Origin of the sequence: Roseivivax halotolerans, from assembly GCF_900115815.1 — a bacterium.
GTDB lineage: Bacteria > Pseudomonadota > Alphaproteobacteria > Rhodobacterales > Rhodobacteraceae > Roseivivax > Roseivivax halotolerans.
Genome location: NZ_FOXV01000007.1, coordinates 56,972 through 73,854, shown reverse-complemented (window position 1 = coordinate 73,854; position 16,883 = coordinate 56,972). Strand labels below are relative to the sequence as shown.

Here is a 16,883-nt window from a genome sequence, read left to right as displayed (position 1 = left end):
TACCCTAAACTTAGATTGAAAGAACACGGTTTGTTTGCTTGTTTGGCTCAAACCCGGCGCGCGAGGCAAGCGCGCGATCAAGAGGCAGAGCAGAAATATGGGCTTTCCCGGAACCTGGATGACCGAAAGCGAAAGCGTGGTTTATCGCGTTGTGCCGAAATGCGCCTGCTCGACCATCGGTCAGATCATGTACTATTCCGACCACGGTAAATTCTTCGACGGGGACATCCACGATGCGACCGAAGGGCTGCACAAATGGGCCCGCGAGGAAAGCCAGCCGCTCATCCGTGCCAACGTGAAGACCCGCTCCTCCTATGCGTTCACCTGCGTGCGGAACCCTTACACGCGCATCCTGTCGTCCTTCTTCGACAAGATCTGCGGCATCCAGCGCAACGGGAAGCGGTACCGCGGCAATCTGGTGCCGCTTCTGATCCAGAAATACGGAATCGAGGTCGGCGGCGACGACGGGACGGAGGAGTTCGACCAGATCAGGTCGTTCCGCCGCTTCCTCTTGTTCGCCCGCGACACGATCCGCTGGCGCCGCCCGATGGAGCCCGACATCCATTGGTCGGCCATGTCGGGCCATGTCTCGACCTTCATCGTGAATGGCGGCCGTTACGATCGCATCTTCTGGACCGAAGCCTTCAACGACGGCATGCAGCAGGTTCTGAACGACATCGAAACCCCGAAGAAGGTAAAGCTCAAGGACGTGCCCCGCTTTAACGAGAGCGAAGGACACGGGCCGAAGCGCGCGCATCCGGTCGAAGACTATTTCGACGATCTGTCGATGCACCTTGTCTATGAGATCTACAAACGCGACTTCGAGCTTTTCAGGTACGATTTCGAGAACCCGGGCAACAAGATGCCCACAGGCGAGATCGATCTTGATGAAGTGCACGCCAAGCTCGGCGACTAGGTCGCCTTACGCTTCAGCCATCGTCGCCCGGCCAAGCCTGTCTCGCAGCTCCGAAAGCCAGCCGAACCCTTCGCCGCGATCGTGATATTCGGCGCTGAGCCAGCCCTCGTAGCCCGACGCGGTCACCGCTTCGTAGAACGCCGCCTCCTCGGCGGTGTCAGGACGCGGCGCGCCTCGGTTCTCGAAGCCGGAAATCTGCACATGGCCTACAAGCCGCGCATGACGCTGCCAGACGGCAAGGGGATCGCCGTGAATGCGCCGAGCGTGCCAAGTGTCGAATTGCAGCTTCAGGTTCGGCAGCCCGATCCGCTCGACGATATCCGCTGCCAGGTCGAAATCGTTCAGGTAGTAACCGGGTGCGTCATGAGGATTGATCGGCTCGATCAGCATCGTGACCTCAGGCGCGGCAAGGCAGGCCGCGCGAAGGTTGGCTTCGAACCGGTCCCGCGCCCGCGCGCCGCTCGCCTTTCCAGCCATCACATGGATGCGCGGCACGCCGAGCGCCTTCGCGTAGTCGAGCGCGCGCTGCATCTCGGCGGCGAAGGTCGCCATCTCGCCGGGCACCGCGGCCCGGCCGCGAGCGCCATCCTCCCAATCGTCGACCGGCGTGTTGATCAGCGCGAGCGGCATCTCGTCGAGCGCGCGGCTCATCTCTCCGGTGCTGAGCGCATAGGGGAACAGGCACTCCACACCGTCGAAACCAGCCTCGTGCGCGAGCCGGGCGCGGCCGGCAAGCGGCACGCCGAAGTCCAGAAAGGTGATGTTCGCTGCGATCCTCATTTTATCAGCGTAGCACTTTTTTCGCTTTTCAATAGGGATTTGACCTACCCGGGCAATTCGCTGCTGGGGATCATCGGGAAGAACTCGCCCGAGGACCAGAGGCCGAACCAGGCCGTGCCGCCCACCTCGCGCTCCGCTCCAAGTTCCACCAAGCGGTAGAACGATTTGCGGTCGATCAGCGCCTCGAGATTCCGGCGCACGAGGATATAGGGCGCAGGCTCTCCGGTCTCGCGGTCGCGTTCGACGCGGATCGGGTGATCAGGTCCGGCCGTGGCCGTATCGTCGACATGGGTCATAAAGGTCAGGATTTGCGACTCGCCCTCGCCCTCCGCCTCGAAATCGACGGCGACGAAGGGCGCGTCTTCGACTGTAATGCCGACTTTCTCCACCGGTGTGACCAGAAAATAGGCGTCGCCCTCTTTCTTGAGGATGGAGGAGAAGAGCTTCACGAGCCCCCGGCGATTGATGGGCGAGCCGTTGTAGAACCATGTCCCGTCACGCGCGATACGCATGTCGAGATCGCCGCTGAAGGCCGGATCCCACGTCTCAACGGGCGGCAGGCCCTTGCCCTTGGCGGCCGCCTTCGCAGAAGCCGCGATCCCGTCCGCCGATGGTTGCCCGCGATTTTGTGACGTCATTGGTTTTGCCATTTCCGTGTCGAAGGATACTCTCAGCACAAATGTAGCCGCACCGAGGAGCAATGCCATGGCCGACGCAGAAGACCTTGTCGCCGAGATCGAAGTGCTAGAGGCGAAGCTCTCCGAGGCCAAAACCGCGATCACCCGCCGTTTCATTGGCCAGGAGCAGGTTGTGGACCTTACTCTCGCGTCCATGCTCTGCGGCGGGCACGCGCTGCTGATCGGTCTGCCGGGCCTCGGAAAGACGCGACTCGTCGAGACGCTTTCGACCGTGATGGGCCTCAACGGGAATCGCGTGCAGTTCACGCCCGACCTCATGCCCGCCGATATTCTCGGCTCCGAAGTGCTCGAGACGGGCGCGGATGGCAGCCGCGCGTTCAAGTTCATCGAAGGTCCGATCTTCTGCCAGCTCCTGATGGCGGACGAGATCAACCGCGCCTCGCCGCGCACGCAATCGGCGCTCCTTCAGGCGATGCAGGAAAAAGTCGTGACTGTCGCCGGGGAGACCCGCGCGCTCGAAGCACCGTTCCACGTTCTCGCCACGCAGAACCCGATCGAGCAGGAAGGCACCTATCCCCTGCCCGAGGCGCAGCTCGACCGCTTTCTGGTGCAGATCGACGTGGCGTACCCGGATCGGGACACCGAAAAGGACATCCTTCTGGCCACGACCGGCGCCGAGGAAGCCGAGGCCTACCAGGTCTTCGATCCCGCGAGCCTCATCGCGGCGCAGCGCCTTCTGCGGCGGATGCCCGTGGGTGACACCGTGGTCGAGACGATCCTTGATCTCGTCCGCGCGTTCCGGCCTGCGGACCCGTCCTCGCCCGAGCGTGTGCGCGATATCGTGGCGTGGGGGCCGGGACCGCGCGCCGCGCAGGCGCTGATGCTGACGGTGCGGGCACGCGCGCTTCTGCAAGGTCGGCTCGCTCCTTCGATGGAGGACGTGACGGCGCTGGCACGGCCGGTGCTTGTTCACCGGATGGCGCTGACCTTCTCGGCCCGGGCACGTGGCGAGGATCTCGGCGCGCTCATCGAAGAGGTTGCAGGCGGGCTCCTGCGGAGCGAGGCCGCCGCTTGACACCAGAACTCGCCCTCCGCGCCCGCGCCGAGGCCGAGGCCTCGCGGCTCCCGCCACTTCTGGCGCGCGCCGAAAAGCTCGCCGGAACGGTGCTCCTGGGCGATCACGGTCGCCGGCGCGCCGGGCTCGGCGACGATTTCTGGCAGTACCGCCCGCTGATGCCGGGCGACAGCTACCGCTCCATCGACTGGCGGCGCTCGGCGCGCGGGGACTCGCAATTCGTCAAGGACCGCGAATGGCAAATCGCGCAGAGCGTACTTCTGTGGGTGGACCGCGCGGCATCCATGCGCTTCGCCTCCGAGGAAAAACTGCCCCAGAAAGCCGACAGGGCGCGCCTTCTCGGCCTCGCGGTCGCGATCCTGCTCAATCGCGGCGGGGAGCGCGTGGGCCTGACCGGCTTCACACTGCCGCCCCGGCGCGGGTCGGAACAGCTTTTGCGGCTTGCCGAATATTTCTCGGACGAGGACGCCGAGGAATATGCCGCTCCGGAGGCGCGGGGCATGATCCCGCATGCGCGGGCCGTCTTCATCTCGGATTTCATGGGGGATTTCGAAGGTGTCGAGGCAGCGCTGACAAAGGCTGCGGATCGCGGCGTGCGGGGCGTGCTCCTGCAGGTTCTGGACCCCGCCGAAGAAGCCTTTCCCTATCGCGGGCGCACCATCTTTCAATCGGTCGGCGGGGCGATGGCGCACGAGACGCTCAAGGCCAACGATCTGCGCGATCGCTACCTTGAACGGCTGGCCGAGCGGAAAGACCGCCTGTCCCATCTCGCGCGGCTGACGGGGTGGCACTACGAATGCCATCACACCTCGTCGACGGCGCAATCCGCGCTTCTGTGGCTTTGGCGCGCGATTGACGGAGGCGCCGCATGACGTTGTTCGGGATCCTCGGCTTCACGACGCCGTGGCTGCTTCTGGGTCTTCTGGCCCTTCCCATCCTCTGGGTGATCCTGCGCGCTGTCCCGCCCGCCCCGGTGCGGCGGATGTTCCCCGGCGTCGTGCTCCTGATGGGCCTGAAAGACGACGAGCAGGTCAGCGACCGCACGCCCTGGTGGCTTCTCCTGCTGCGGATGCTTGCCGTGGCGGCGATCATCATCGGCTTGTCCGGGCCGATCCTCAATCCGGACGAAGAGACGGCGGCCGATGGCGACGCGCCGCTTCTCGTTCTCTTTGACGGCTCCTGGGCGTCGGCGCAGAACTGGCGCGCGAAGATACTGGCGCTGGATGGGCTTTTGGCCGAGGCGGGACGGAACGACAGGCCTGTGGCGACGCTGAACCTCGCGAGCCCGGAAGCCGCGACGTTTCAAGGCGCGCAAACCTTGCGCAACAGGTTGTCGGGCCTCGCGCCGCAGCCCTGGGAGCCGGATACAGCGCGTGTAGAAACCGCGCTGGCCTCGTTGCCGGAGGGAGATTTCGACACATTCTGGTTCTCGGACGGGCTCGCCCGCGACAGCCGGAGCGACGTGCTGAACGCGCTCGAGGCGCGCGGGCGGGTGACAGTCTTCGAAAGTCCCGCGCCGGTCTATGCGCTCGAGCCTGCCCGGTTCGAGGATGGCGAGGTCGCATTGACGCTGCATCGTCTGCGTGCCGGCGCAGAAGCGGAAGTCGGCATCGTGGCCGAGGGACAAGATCCGTCTGGCAACCCTGCCGTGCTGGCCCGCCTGCCGATGACCTTCGAGGATGGCGCGACCACGGCCGAGGGCGCATTGTCGCTGCCCGCGGAGTTGCGCGCCCGCGTCGAGCGGTTCGAGGTCGAAGCCTCGTCGTCCGCCGGGGCGGTCACGCTGCCCGACGACAGCCTGCGCCGCCGCGAGGTCGCGCTGATCGCGGGCTCGGAAAACCGCGAGGGGCTCGAGCTGCTCTCGCCGCTGCACTATCTCAACCGCGCGCTTGAGCCGACCGCCGACCTGATCGACGGCGGACTTCTCGATGTCCTGCCCGCCAATCCCGACGTGATCGTGCTTGCCGATGTCGCCACGGTCAGCGAGGCTGAAAAAGAGGCACTGCTCGAATGGGTCGAGGGCGGCGGGATGCTCCTGCGCTTTGCCGGTCCCCGCCTTGCCGCAAGCGAGGTGAGCCGCGCGACCGAAGACGCGCTGATGCCGGTGCGACTGCGCGCCGGGGGCCGCACGGTGGGCGGCGCGATGAGCTGGGGCGAGCCCAAGACGCTCGCGCCGTTTGACGCCGAAAGCCCGTTCTTCGGCCTTGAACTTCCCGAGGATGTCACGGTCACCGCGCAGGTGATGGCGCAGCCCGACCCGACGCTGGCCTCCCGCGTGATCGCGCAATTGACAGATGGCACACCGCTCGTGACCCGCAAGCGCGAAGGTCAGGGGCAGGTCGTGCTCTTCCATGTCACGGCGAATGCAGAATGGTCGACCCTGCCGCTCTCGGGCCTCTTCGTGCAGATGCTTGAACGGCTCGCCGTGTCCTCGATGCCCGCCGAGCCGGAGGCAAGCGAGTTAGAGGGCACGACCTGGCAGCCGGTGCGTGTACTCGATGCCTTCGGCGGGCTTGGCGAGGCCGGGAACCTGCCCGGCGTGTCCGGCGAGACCCTGATCGAGGATCCGCTCGGCCCCGATCTGAGACCCGGCCTCTACCAAGGCGACGAGCGCAGCCTGTCGCGCAACGTGACGCCACGCGATGCGGAGCTGACACCGGCGGCCTGGCCCGACCGGATCACCGTGGAGGGGCTGGACCGCGCCGAGGAGACGCCGCTCGCAGGGTATCTTCTGGCCCTCGCGACGTTGCTACTGGTCGCGGACATTCTCGCCTCTCTCGCGCTCTCGGGACGCCTGATGGCGGCGCGGGCCGCGGCTGTCGTGCTTGCCGCGATGACGCTTGCCGTGCCGCAAGCGCGCGCTCAGGAGAGCAGCGAGCCTCAGGGCGAGACCGCCTTTGCAATCGATGTGACCGCCGAGTTGACTCTCGGACACATTCTGACCGGCGACGAGGAGATCGACCGCGTGGCTCAGGCCGGTTTGCGCGGCCTCTCCGACACGCTGTTCTATCGCACCTCGGTGGAGCCCGGTGATCCGGTGGGCGTGAATCTCGAAGAGGACGAGCTGGCATTCTTCCCGATGCTCTACTGGCCGGTCACACCGGATCAGGCGACGCCCTCGCCCGCCGCTTATGCCAAGCTCAACGAATACCTGCGCTCTGGCGGGATGATCCTGTTCGATACGCGCGATGCGGATATCGCGAGTTTCGGAGCTTCCTCGCCCAACGGTCGCAAGCTGCAGGAACTCGCGCAGCCGCTCGACGTGCCGCCGCTCGAGCCAGTCCCCGAGGACCATGTTCTGACGCGCACCTTTTATCTCTTGCAGGATTTCCCCGGGCGCTACGCAAGCCGCGATGTCTGGGTCGAGGCCGCGCCGCCCGATGCCGAACAGATCGAGGGGATGCCCTTCCGCAACCTCAACGACAACGTGACCCCGGTGGTGATCGGCGGAAATGACTGGGCCTCCGCTTGGGCGGTCGATCAATCCGGGCAGCCCCTGCGCCCGATTGGCAGCGGCTTCTCAGGTGAGCGTCAACGCGAGATCGCCTACCGCTTCGGGGTCAACCTCGTGATGCATGTGCTGACCGGCAATTACAAATCCGACCAGGTGCATGTGCCCGCCCTTCTGGACAGGCTTGGCCAATGATCGACGGCATCATCTTCGACCCGCTTCTGCCCTGGATCGCCATCGGCGTTCTGGCCGCAATCGCCTTTGGCGGCCTCGTCGTCGCGGTGTTCCGGGGACTGGCGGGATGGGCCTTGCGGGGCCTCGCCGCACTGGTCCTCATCGCCGCGCTGACGCAGCCTTCGCTGCAGGACGAGGACCGCGCGCCGCTGTCGGATATCGTGATCCTTCTTGACGACCGGTCAGCCTCGCAGCGGCTGGCCGAACGGGAAGGTACGACCGCAAGCGCGCTTGACGCCATCGAGGCCGAGCTTGCCGATCGTCCCAATACAGAGGTTCGCCGCGTCGCAGTCGGCGACGGCCAGGAAGATCAGGGCACGCTCCTGATGACGGCGCTCAACACCGCGCTCGCCGAAGAGCCGCGCGGCCGGATCGCGGGGATCATCACCGCGTCGGACGGACGTCTGCACGATCTCGATCGTGCGCCCGACCTGCCCGCGCCGATGCATCTTCTGCTGACCGGGCAGGAGGACGACTGGGATCGACGTCTCATCGTCAAGAACGCGCCCGCCTTCGCGATCCTCGACGAGCCGGTGACGCTGACCGTGCGGCTCGAGGATGACGGCGCGGCGCCCGATGCGGGGACCGTGCCGCTCGACATCTCGGTCGACGGGGCCGAGCCGCAGACCTTCACCGTTCCCGTGGGCGAGGATATCGAGCTGCCGATCACCCTGCCCCACGGCGGGCTCAATGTGATCCAGTTCACGACGCCCACCGCAGAGGGCGAGCTCACAGACCGCAACAATTCCGCGCTCGTGCAGATCAACGGTGTGCGCGACCGGCTGCGGGTGCTGCTTGTCTCGGGCGAGCCGCATGCGGGCGGTCGGACATGGCGAAATCTTCTGAAATCCGACAGCTCGGTCGACCTTGTTCACTTCACCATCCTGCGCCCCCCGGAGAAGCAGGACGGCGTGCCGGTCAACGAGCTTTCGCTGATCGCTTTCCCGACGCGCGAGCTTTTCCTCGACAAGATCGAGGATTTCGACCTCATCATCTTCGACCGTTACAAGCGGCGCGGCATCCTGCCGGCGATCTATCTCGACAACGTTCGCAACTATGTCGAGGAAGGTGGCGCGGTTCTGATCTCGGCCGGGCCGGATTTCGCCTCGGCGGATTCGCTCTTCCGGTCGCCGCTCGGGGACATCGTGCCAGGCACGCCGACCGCTCGGGTCATCGATGAGAGTTTCCGCCCGCAGATCACGGATCTCGGCGACAAGCATCCGGTGACGGCGGGCCTTCTGGGTGAGGAGACCTGGGGACGCTGGCTCAGGCAGATCGAGATCGAGACGAGTGCCGATGCGGGGGATACCCTGATGTCCGGCGTGGGCGACCGCCCGCTTCTGGTGCTCGACCGGGTCGGCGAGGGGCGTATCTCGCTCATGGCGTCCGATCAGGCCTGGCTCTGGTCGCGTGGCTACGAAGGCGGCGGCCCGCAGCTCGAGCTTCTGCGCCGTCTCGCCCATTGGATGATGAAAGAGCCAGAGCTCGAGGAAGAGACGCTCTATGCCAAGGCGACAGGCCAGACCATGCGGATCATCCGCCGGACCCTGGGTGACGAGGTCGGCCCAGTGACGGTCACTCGGCCCAACGGAGAGACCGAGGAGATCACGCTGGAAGAGGTCAGCCCCGGCCGGTTCGAGGCCCTCTACGAAGGACCGGAGATCGGGCTCTACCGGCTTGCGGAAGGCGAGCAGGAGGCCGTGGTCGGCCTCGGCCCCGCCGCGCCGCGCGAATTCGAGGAAACCATCGCTTCGGGCGAAGTCATGCAGCCGGTGATCGACAGCCGGGACGGCGGAATCCTCCGCCTCGAAGAAGGTCTGCCGCGTATTCGCGAAGTCGCAGAGGGGCGCCCGGCAGCGGGACGTGGCTGGATCGGTATCACGCCGCGTGACGCCTATCAGACGCTGGATGTACGGAACGTGCCGCTGCTGCCGGCTTGGCTGACGCTGCTGCTGGCCTCGGCGCTGATCCTGGGCGCGTGGCTTCGCGAGGGACGGCGCTAAGGGCTGGGCACGAAAACCAGACGACCGCAAGCGCTCCGGGCTTACAGCTCCGGGCGCACCTTCACGGCCAACCGCTCCTCTCCCCAGCCGTCGACCGAACATTTCGCGCGGATGAAGACTGTCCAGACGCCATCGGGCACCTGAACCGATGACAGAGACCGGGTGAAGGGCTGCTCGGTCACGTGAGGATGGTGAAGGGTCCGGGTTCCGAGAACCTGTCCGTCCTCGGTCTCCACGCGCCAGCCATCGGCATAATGATCCCAGCCGGTATCGGGATGTTCGAGCGTTACGGAGACACGCCAATCCATGCCCGTCTTCTCCATCGACGCATCGACGATCGTGACCGGATCGGCATGAGCAGCGGTGGTGGCGAGGAGGAGTGGCAGGAGCAGTGATTTCATGTGTCTCTAGCTAGCACCGACGCGATGAAACGGGGCTCATTTTTCCGTGTCTTTCGGCAGGTTCGACAACAGCACCTCGCGGCTGTCCGACAGGAACTCGCGCCGGAGGATCACCGCCGTCGTCAGAGCCGTGGCGAGGATCAGCGCCCAGGCCCCGACCAGCCATGCGGTGGAGGCGATCCCGAAATAGACGGCCCTGAGGCCGCGATTGTAACTGCGCGCGGCGGTCACGTTGATCTCACCCGCCTGCCGCGCCCTCTCGAACGTGCCCGGATCGGCGATATCGTTCGGCACCGCGGCCATGAGCACCGCGCAATAGCCGAACAGCCGGTGCGACCAGACGAATTTCAGAAAGGCATTGATCGCGAAAAGCAGCATCAGGATCACCTTCAGCTCCCACAGGACGACCGGATCGGTGCCCAGCGCAAGATCGCTCGCCAGCCCGCGAAGCTGATCGGCATTGCCGATCAGCGCGAGCCCGCCGCCGATCGCGATCATGCTGGCCGAAGCGAAGAACGCCGTGCCCTGCCGCAGGATACCGACAATCTGGCTGTCGAAGATGCGCGGCTGACGCGTCACGAAATGCACCATCCAGGCACGCCGGTAGGAAGCCATCAAGGACGAGGTCGAGGGCCGCCGCGAAGGCGGATGTTCGACCGCGCGGGTCGTGGCGAGCCAGGCGATCAGCAGAAGCGCGAGAGCGAGCCAGTCGAGCCAGGTCAGAAGGTCGAGGACGCTCGGCATGGGTCAGAACGGCTTCGCGACGACGACCCAGAGGATCGCGATGACCCCGAACACGCTCGCCTCGTTGAAGATCCGCAGGAAGCGGTCGCTCTCGGTGAAGGTGCCCTTGCGTGCGCGCAGGACCATGCGACCGGTCCACCCGTAATGCGCGGCCAGAAGGATCACCAGCGCGAGCTTCAGCCAGACCCAGTCCGGCATGGCCAGAAGCCCGCCGAGCCAAAGCCCGGTGATGAGCGCGATCACACCGAGGCCCAGCGAAAAGCGGTAGAGCCGGATCGTCAGGTCGCCCAAGGGACCGAACTCTCCGAGGCGCGCATATTCGCGCTTCCAGTAGATGAGCGCGCGCGGCACGGCGAAGATGGAGGTCATCCAGCCCATCACGCAGAGAATATGGACGATCTTGATCCAGGTCATGTCTCTCGTTTGAGCGATCGGACAGGTCCGCGCAAGGCTAATGTCGTGCGGGCGATGCGGCGAGATGACAGATGCGGCGCACTGGACTTGAGGCCCCGTATGCTAGATGTTTCCCGCGCGTCAGAGGAGGGCCGCGCCATGGATATGCCGACACCCGACAGTGCCGTTCTGTCCCGCAAGGACGAGATCGTCGCGCGACTGCGAAAGGTACTGCCTGCGGATGCCGTGATCGCGGATGTGGCCGAAACCCGCGCCTACGAATGCGATGCATTAACCGCCTATAAATGCCCGCCGCTTGCCGCCGTGCTGCCCGCCTCCACCGAAGAGGTCTCGGACGTCTTGCGGATCTGCCACGAGATGGGCGTGCCGGTCGTGCCGCGTGGCTCGGGCACCTCCCTTGCCGGGGGCGCGCTGCCGACTGCCGATTGCGTGATCCTCGGCGTCGCGCGCCTCAATGAAGTGATCGAAACCGACTACGACAACCGCTTCATCCGGGTGCAGACCGGGCGGACCAACCTGTCGGTGACGGGCGCCGTCGAGGAAGAGCAGTTCTTCTACGCCCCTGACCCCTCCTCGCAGCTGGCCTGCGCCATCGCGGGCAATATCGCGATGAATTCGGGCGGCGCGCATTGCCTCAAATACGGCGTGACGACGAACAACCTTCTCGGCGTCACGATGGTGCAGATGGATGGGACCGTTGTCGAACTCGGCGGCGCGCATCTCGATGCGGGCGGGCTCGATCTTCTGGGCGTGATCTGCGGATCCGAAGGGCAGCTTGGCGTCGTGACCGAGGCCACATTGCGGATCCTTCGCAAACCCGAAGGCGCACGGCCGGTGTTGATGGGTTTCGGTTCGAATGAGGTGGCCGGGGCCTGCGTGTCGGATATCATCAAGGCCGGTGTCCTGCCCGTCGCGATCGAGTTCATGGACCGGCCCTGCATCCGCGCCTGCGAGGCGTTCGCAAAGGCCGGCTATCCCGATTGCGAGGCGCTTCTGATCGTGGAGGTGGAAGGATCGGATGCCGAGATCGATCACCAGCTGAGCCTCATCATGGAGATCGCGCGTCGGCACGACCCGGTCGAGCTGCGCGAGGCCAAGGATGCCGACGAGGCCGGGCGGATCTGGCTCGGGCGGAAATCGGCCTTCGGAGCGATGGGCCAGATCAACGATTACATGTGTCTCGACGGCACGATCCCGGTATCCGAACTGCCGCGCGTTTTGACGCGTATCGCCGAGATGTCGAAGGAGTACGGGCTCGACGTGGCGAATGTCTTCCATGCGGGCGACGGCAACATGCACCCGCTGATCCTCTTCAACGCCAACGAACCCGGTCAGCTGGAAAAGTGCGAAGCGCTCGGCGCCGACATTCTGAAGCTTTGCGTCGAGGTCGGCGGCTGCCTGACCGGCGAACATGGCGTCGGCATCGAGAAGCGCGACCTGATGCACACGCAATACGCGCCGGAGGATCTCGAGGCGCAGATGGCGGTGAAGGACGTGTTCGATCCCGGCTGGCTGCTGAACCCGGCCAAGGTCTTCCCGCTCGACGCCTCGGATGCCCGGCGGAGCGTAAAGATCGCAGCCGAATGAGCGAGGGGGCCGTCTGCCCCCTCGCGCTCCCCCGACGGTATTTGTCCCAACCCAAAGAGCATGAGGCCGCCCGATGAGACCCGGCAGCGAACAGGAGATGAGCGAGGCGATCCGCGCGGCGTCCGGCCCGGTCAGGATCGTGGGCGGCGGAACTCGGGGCGGCTTTGGCACCGGCGAGGTGATCGAGACCGGTGGCCTGTCGGGAATCACGCTCTACGAGCCGGGCGCGCTGACGCTCGTGGCGCGCGCTGGCACGCCGCTGTCGGAGATCGAGGACGCGCTGGCCCGTGAGAACCAGCGCCTCGCCTTCGAGCCGATGGACCATCGCGCGCTTCTGGGCACGCGCGGCAAGCCGACTTTGGGCGGCGTCGCGGCGGGCAATATCTCCGGCCCCCGGCGGATCCAGGCGGGCGCGGCGCGGGATTTCATGCTGGGCGTGCGCTTCGTCGATGGCAGCGGGACCATCGTCAAGAATGGTGGGCGGGTGATGAAGAACGTCACCGGCTACGATCTCGTGAAGCTGATGGCGGGAAGCTGGGGCCAGCTCGGGGTTCTGACTGAAATCTCGCTCAAGGTTCTGCCGGTCCCCGAGATGCAGGCGACACTGGTGCTTCACGGGCTCAACGACAGGGACGCAGTTGCAGCGATGTCGCGCGCGCTCGGCTCGCCCTACGAGGTGACGGGAGCCGCGCATCTGCCAGCCAGCGGGCGCACCTGCCTCAGGATCGAGGGGTTCGAACGCTCGGTGCAGTATCGCCTTGAGGCGCTCGGCCAGCTCTTTGCCGAGGCGGCGCAGGACCGGATTGTCGATTCGGCCGAGAACGCGATCCTCTGGCAAGCGATACGGGATGCCGAACACCTCGCCGAAAGCGCGGGGAATATCTGGCGGATCTCGGTCAAGCCGAGCGACAGCCCGGTCGTCGCGGAGCGGCTTGGCGCGAAGGCGCATTTCTTCGATTGGGGCGGCGGTCTCGTCTGGGCGTGCCTGCGGCGCGGCGACGATGCCCGCCATGCGCTTACCGGCATCAGCGGTCACGCGACATTGGTGCGCGCAGATCCCGCCGACCTTGCAAAGCTCCCGCGCCTTCAGCCGGAACCGCCGGCCATCGCGAAGTTGACCGATGGGCTGCGCCGGAAATTCGACCCCAGAGGCCTCTTCCGGTCGGAGCCCGTGACGGCATGACGACAGAGCTTCTTCTGGCCTTCGCGATTTCCTTCGGCGCCGGACCCCTCCTGTTTCTCATCCTGACGCGGGCCGAACCTTCGGTCGCGCTTATGGCCGCTTTGGCCATCGGTGCGCTGGCGTTGATGGTCGCGGGGTCGAGCCTTGTCGATCGCGCGCCGTTCGCGGCCGTGGCGTGTCTCTGGCTCGCCTGGGTCAGTGCGGTCGCCTTCATGGCCCATGCGGCGATGCGCGCGATGAGGTCCGCGCCACTCCGCAAATGGGCCCGCGTCACCGGAAGCCTTGCGACCACCTTGCCGTGGTTCGGCCTCGCCACCGCGCAATTCCTCACTTCCTGACCCGATCAAGGACCATCATGCAGACCGAATTTCGCCCCGAGCAATTGCAGAACCCCGATTTCGAGCGATCGAACGAGATCCTGCGCGCTTGCGTGCATTGCGGTTTCTGCACCGCGACCTGCCCGACCTACCAGGTGCTGGGCGACGAACTCGATTCGCCGCGTGGGCGGATCTATCTCATCAAGGACATGCTCGAGAACGAGCGCGTGCCTGACGAGAAGACGGTCAAGCATATCGACCGCTGCTTGTCCTGCCTCGCTTGCATGACGACCTGCCCTTCGGGCGTGCATTACATGCATCTCGTCGATCATGCCCGGACCTATATCGAAGAGAATTACCAGCGCCCATGGCAGGACCGTGCCCTGCGTTGGGTGCTGGCGCGGATCCTGCCCTATCCGGGTCGCTTCCGCCTTGCGCTACTCGGCGCGAAGATCGGGCGGCCATTCAAGGGGCTGATGCCGGACAAGCGGCTGCGCGCGATGTTGGACATGGCGCCGGCCACGATCCCTCCGGTCAGCCGCAACGACGACCCCCAGGTCTTTCCGGCAGAGGGCGCGCGCCGGATGCGGGTCGCGTTGATGACCGGCTGCGCGCAGAAGGCGCTCGATACCGATATCAACGACGCGACGATCCGGCTTTTGACTCGGCTTGGCGCGGAGGTGGTGATCGCGCGCGGCATGGGCTGCTGCGGCGCGCTGACCCATCACATGGGGAAGACGGACGAGGCGCACGGCACGGCGGCGCGCAATATCCGCGCCTGGTGCGGCGAGATGGACGGGGACGGGCTCGACGCCATCGTCATCAACACCTCGGGCTGCGGTACGACGGTCAAGGATTACGGGCACATGTTCCGCACCGAGCCGCTGGCGGCGGATGCCGCGCGAGTGTCCGCCATTGCGCGCGATGTCTCGGAGGTGCTGGCCGAATTGATGAAGGAGCCGCCCACGCAGACGGCACAGGAAGCGCGCGACGGGATCGCGGGCATCGATGCCGCGCCCGGTCATGGCATCTTTGCGCCACCACAAGCCACGCGGGGTGGCGCGTTCCGCGTGGCCTATCACGCGGCCTGCTCGCTGCAGCACGGACAGCAGATCAAGACGCATCCGAAGGCACTGTTGAAACAGGCGGGGTTCGAAGTGGTCGAACCTGCCGACAGCCACCTCTGCTGCGGCTCTGCAGGCACCTACAACCTGATGCAGCCGGAGATCTCGGGTCAGCTCAAGACGCGCAAGGTGCGTACGCTCGAGGCCAAGAGCCCCGACATCATCGCGGCCGGCAATATCGGCTGCATGATGCAGATCGGCTCGGGCACGGAGATCCCGGTCGTGCACACGGTCGAGCTACTGGATTGGGCGACAGGCGGGCCGAAACCGGCGAAACTCGTGGAAACACTCTGATCGCAGGACGGCGACCCATTGCCCCATCGGTGCCGCATTCCCGTCATGCCGCATCGCTAGATCGGACTGATCCGAACCTGCAGGAGACCTGAGTGCCGCGTCGTCTTATCCTAGCCGCCCTTTTCATGCTCGCCGCCGGGCAGAGCCCCGCCCAGGGAATCTTTTCGCTCGGCTCATCGGCCTCCGGCGGCGCATGGGACGGGGTGGGTCGGCTCGAGGTCGGCGGCAAGGCGTTCTGTACGGGAGCGTTGATCGCACCGGATCTCGTCCTGACAGCCGCCCATTGCCTCTTCGACCGAGAGACCGGCGCGCGCGTTCCCGTTGACGAGGTGCAGTTCCTCGCCGGCTGGCGCAACGGCCGGGCGGCCGCCTACCGCCATGTGCGCCGCGCCGTGGCGCATCCCGATTACGACCCGAACCGCCCTTCGAGCCCGGAGCGGGTCGAGCGTGACATCGCGCTGCTCAAGCTGCAGCATCCGATCCAGAACACCACGATTACGCCCTTCGAGACAGATACCGACCCCGCACGCGGCGACCGGATCGGCGCGGTGTCCTATGCCGCCGATGGCGAGGACGCGCCGTCGCTGCAAGAGCGTTGCGAAGTGCTATCCTTGCAGGACGGCGTAATCGTGATGTCCTGCAAAGTGGATTTCGGTGCCTCGGGCTCGCCCGTCTTCTCCTTCGAGACAGGCACGCCGCGCGTGGTGTCCATCGTCTCTGCCAAGGCCGAATCTGACGGCGTGCCGGTCTCCCTTGGCGTCTCTGTCGAAGCCGCGTTGCCGACGCTGCGTGACGCGCTCGAGGCCGACAGCCTCAATGCCCGCTTGCCGGGGGTGAAGACGGTCACGCAATCGGGCTCCGCGGGCTCTGACGCGAAGTTCCTCCGGCCATGATCCGTACGGCCCTCGCCTTTCTCCTGCTGCCCTGTCTCGCCGCAGCTCAGGGCGCGACGCCGCTCGACGCGCTCGACCGCAGGGACGAAGTGCTGAGCTGGGAAGGGGTCGGCCGGCTCGATACGCCTGAGGGGTTCTGCACCGCGACCCTCATCGCCTCCGACATTGTCCTGACCGCCGCGCATTGCGTCTCCGAGCTTGCCTCGTCCGCTGGCGTCACGTTCCGCGCCGGTCTCACGGGAAATCACGCGATCGCCGCGCGACGGATCTCGCGTATGGCGCTCGATCCCGCCTATCCGGGGGCCGGGGATGGCGGGCAAAGCGCCGAAAAGATCAGCAGCGATATTGCCCTGCTTCAACTTGAAACGCCCATCACGTCGGCCGAGGCCAGCCCCTTCCGCGTGGGCGCGCCGCCCGGACGCGGCACAGACCTCAGCGTCCTGTCCTACGGGCGAGGCCGGGAGACAACCCTCTCTCGGCAAGCCATTTGCCAGATGACCGAGGCGTATCGCGGCGGCATCTTCGCCTTCGATTGCGACGTGACCTTCGGCTCATCGGGCGCGCCTGTTTTCGAAACGAGCTTCGGCAGTCGGCATATCGTCTCGCTCGTCTCGGGCGGGGGCGGCGGCGCCGCCTACGGGATGGACCTGTCGGCCAAGGTGCCGGACCTGATGCGCGAGCTGCGGAACGAGGGCGCTCGACCGCCGGTTTCCGAAGGCGCGCGGCGGCTGCGGGTCAGCGACGGCGCGCGTGCCGGAGGGGCGAAATTCGTCCGGCCCTGAGAGATCTTGAAAGCGCTGAACACGCTCCCCAAATTTCTGACTGGGAC

General features: G+C 65.9%; 16 protein-coding genes. 11 read left to right on the top strand and 5 right to left on the bottom strand.

Going from position 1 to position 16,883, the window contains the following annotated elements:
• The first annotated feature begins 97 nt into the window (after window positions 1–97).
• Window positions 98–916, top strand: coding sequence for a sulfotransferase family protein (locus tag BM171_RS11045; RefSeq protein ID WP_093011970.1), 819 nt, complete (start codon window positions 98–100; stop codon window positions 914–916).
• 6 nt (window positions 917–922) lie between these two features.
• Here the strand turns inward: BM171_RS11045 and BM171_RS11040 are convergent, their stop codons facing one another.
• Both BM171_RS11040 and BM171_RS11035 read right to left on the bottom strand, forming a co-directional pair.
• Window positions 923–1,696, bottom strand: a complete 774-nt coding sequence (locus BM171_RS11040) for a hydroxypyruvate isomerase family protein (RefSeq protein ID WP_093011968.1) — start codon at window positions 1,694–1,696, stop codon at window positions 923–925.
• A 44-nt stretch (window positions 1,697–1,740) separates the two neighbouring features.
• The gene (locus BM171_RS11035; RefSeq protein WP_093011966.1) at window positions 1,741–2,334 is read right to left on the bottom strand and encodes a DUF1285 domain-containing protein; all 594 of its coding nucleotides are present in this window, start codon (window positions 2,332–2,334) and stop codon (window positions 1,741–1,743) included.
• A gap of 67 nt (window positions 2,335–2,401) precedes the next feature.
• Here BM171_RS11035 and BM171_RS11030 point away from each other — a divergent pair, with 67 nt between their 5' ends.
• The 4 genes from BM171_RS11030 to BM171_RS11015 are packed head-to-tail and all read left to right on the top strand — an operon-like array spanning window position 2,402 to window position 9,097.
• Window positions 2,402–3,409, top strand: a complete 1,008-nt coding sequence (locus BM171_RS11030) for an AAA family ATPase (RefSeq protein ID WP_093011964.1) — start codon at window positions 2,402–2,404, stop codon at window positions 3,407–3,409.
• Window positions 3,406–4,281, top strand: coding sequence for a DUF58 domain-containing protein (locus BM171_RS11025; RefSeq protein WP_093011962.1), 876 nt, complete (start codon window positions 3,406–3,408; stop codon window positions 4,279–4,281). The genes BM171_RS11030 and BM171_RS11025 overlap by 4 nt, the downstream gene beginning before the upstream one ends.
• Window positions 4,278–7,055: a DUF4159 domain-containing protein gene (locus tag BM171_RS11020; RefSeq protein WP_093011960.1), complete on the top strand. Its 2,778-nt coding sequence runs from the start codon at window positions 4,278–4,280 to the stop codon at window positions 7,053–7,055. Before BM171_RS11025 ends, BM171_RS11020 begins: the two co-directional genes overlap by 4 nt.
• A complete protein-coding gene (locus BM171_RS11015; RefSeq protein WP_093011958.1) occupies window positions 7,052–9,097 on the top strand; it encodes a hypothetical protein in 2,046 nt (681 codons plus the stop codon). Before BM171_RS11020 ends, BM171_RS11015 begins: the two co-directional genes overlap by 4 nt.
• A gap of 41 nt (window positions 9,098–9,138) precedes the next feature.
• Here BM171_RS11015 and BM171_RS11010 read toward each other — a convergent pair whose 3' ends face one another.
• Genes BM171_RS11010 through BM171_RS11000 form a run of 3 tightly spaced genes read right to left on the bottom strand, consistent with a single transcriptional unit; the run spans window position 9,139 to window position 10,656 of the window.
• Entirely contained in the window at window positions 9,139–9,498 is a 360-nt protein-coding gene (locus tag BM171_RS11010) for a hypothetical protein (protein ID WP_093011956.1), read from the bottom strand.
• A gap of 36 nt (window positions 9,499–9,534) precedes the next feature.
• Window positions 9,535–10,242, bottom strand: a complete 708-nt coding sequence (locus BM171_RS11005) for a DUF599 domain-containing protein (protein WP_093011954.1) — start codon at window positions 10,240–10,242, stop codon at window positions 9,535–9,537.
• A 3-nt stretch (window positions 10,243–10,245) separates the two neighbouring features.
• Complete coding sequence (locus BM171_RS11000) at window positions 10,246–10,656, bottom strand: CopD family protein (RefSeq protein ID WP_093011952.1); 411 nt, start codon at window positions 10,654–10,656, stop codon at window positions 10,246–10,248.
• Window positions 10,657–10,794: 138 nt separating this feature from the next.
• On the opposite strand from BM171_RS11000, the gene BM171_RS10995 reads away from it, so the two are divergent.
• From BM171_RS10995 to BM171_RS10970, 6 genes are all read left to right on the top strand, one after another.
• Entirely contained in the window at window positions 10,795–12,243 is a 1,449-nt protein-coding gene (locus BM171_RS10995; RefSeq protein WP_093011950.1) for an FAD-linked oxidase C-terminal domain-containing protein, read from the top strand.
• 73 nt (window positions 12,244–12,316) lie between these two features.
• Window positions 12,317–13,426, top strand: coding sequence for an FAD-binding protein (locus tag BM171_RS10990; protein ID WP_093011948.1), 1,110 nt, complete (start codon window positions 12,317–12,319; stop codon window positions 13,424–13,426).
• Window positions 13,423–13,764 carry a hypothetical protein gene (locus BM171_RS10985; protein WP_093011946.1) on the top strand — a complete coding sequence of 114 codons (342 nt, stop codon included), beginning with the start codon at window positions 13,423–13,425 and terminating at the stop codon, window positions 13,762–13,764. Before BM171_RS10990 ends, BM171_RS10985 begins: the two co-directional genes overlap by 4 nt.
• Window positions 13,765–13,781: 17 nt before the next feature.
• Complete coding sequence (gene glcF, locus BM171_RS10980) at window positions 13,782–15,161, top strand: glycolate oxidase subunit GlcF (RefSeq protein ID WP_093011944.1); 1,380 nt, start codon at window positions 13,782–13,784, stop codon at window positions 15,159–15,161.
• A 92-nt stretch (window positions 15,162–15,253) separates the two neighbouring features.
• The gene (locus BM171_RS10975; protein ID WP_245760237.1) at window positions 15,254–16,054 is read left to right on the top strand and encodes a trypsin-like serine peptidase; all 801 of its coding nucleotides are present in this window, start codon (window positions 15,254–15,256) and stop codon (window positions 16,052–16,054) included.
• Entirely contained in the window at window positions 16,051–16,836 is a 786-nt protein-coding gene (locus BM171_RS10970; RefSeq protein WP_093011942.1) for a trypsin-like serine peptidase, read from the top strand. The genes BM171_RS10975 and BM171_RS10970 overlap by 4 nt, the downstream gene beginning before the upstream one ends.
• Window positions 16,837–16,883: the final 47 nt, after the last annotated feature.

Excerpts from the sequence above, each read along its gene's own strand:
- BM171_RS11045 (WP_093011970.1), top strand. The coding sequence starts at position 98 with ATGGGCTTTCCCGGAACCTGGATGACCGAAAGCGAAAGCGTGGTTTAT.
- BM171_RS11040 (WP_093011968.1), bottom strand. The coding sequence starts at position 1,696 with ATGAGGATCGCAGCGAACATCACCTTTCTGGACTTCGGCGTGCCGCTT.
- BM171_RS11035 (WP_093011966.1), bottom strand. The coding sequence starts at position 2,334 with ATGACGTCACAAAATCGCGGGCAACCATCGGCGGACGGGATCGCGGCT.
- BM171_RS11030 (WP_093011964.1), top strand. The coding sequence starts at position 2,402 with ATGGCCGACGCAGAAGACCTTGTCGCCGAGATCGAAGTGCTAGAGGCG.
- BM171_RS11020 (WP_093011960.1), top strand. The coding sequence starts at position 4,278 with ATGACGTTGTTCGGGATCCTCGGCTTCACGACGCCGTGGCTGCTTCTG.
- BM171_RS11015 (WP_093011958.1), top strand. The coding sequence starts at position 7,052 with ATGATCGACGGCATCATCTTCGACCCGCTTCTGCCCTGGATCGCCATC.
- BM171_RS11010 (WP_093011956.1), bottom strand. The coding sequence starts at position 9,498 with ATGAAATCACTGCTCCTGCCACTCCTCCTCGCCACCACCGCTGCTCAT.
- BM171_RS11005 (WP_093011954.1), bottom strand. The coding sequence starts at position 10,242 with ATGCCGAGCGTCCTCGACCTTCTGACCTGGCTCGACTGGCTCGCTCTC.
- BM171_RS11000 (WP_093011952.1), bottom strand. The coding sequence starts at position 10,656 with ATGACCTGGATCAAGATCGTCCATATTCTCTGCGTGATGGGCTGGATG.
- BM171_RS10995 (WP_093011950.1), top strand. The coding sequence starts at position 10,795 with ATGGATATGCCGACACCCGACAGTGCCGTTCTGTCCCGCAAGGACGAG.
- BM171_RS10990 (WP_093011948.1), top strand. The coding sequence starts at position 12,317 with ATGAGACCCGGCAGCGAACAGGAGATGAGCGAGGCGATCCGCGCGGCG.
- BM171_RS10985 (WP_093011946.1), top strand. The coding sequence starts at position 13,423 with ATGACGACAGAGCTTCTTCTGGCCTTCGCGATTTCCTTCGGCGCCGGA.
- glcF (WP_093011944.1), top strand. The coding sequence starts at position 13,782 with ATGCAGACCGAATTTCGCCCCGAGCAATTGCAGAACCCCGATTTCGAG.
- BM171_RS10970 (WP_093011942.1), top strand. The coding sequence starts at position 16,051 with ATGATCCGTACGGCCCTCGCCTTTCTCCTGCTGCCCTGTCTCGCCGCA.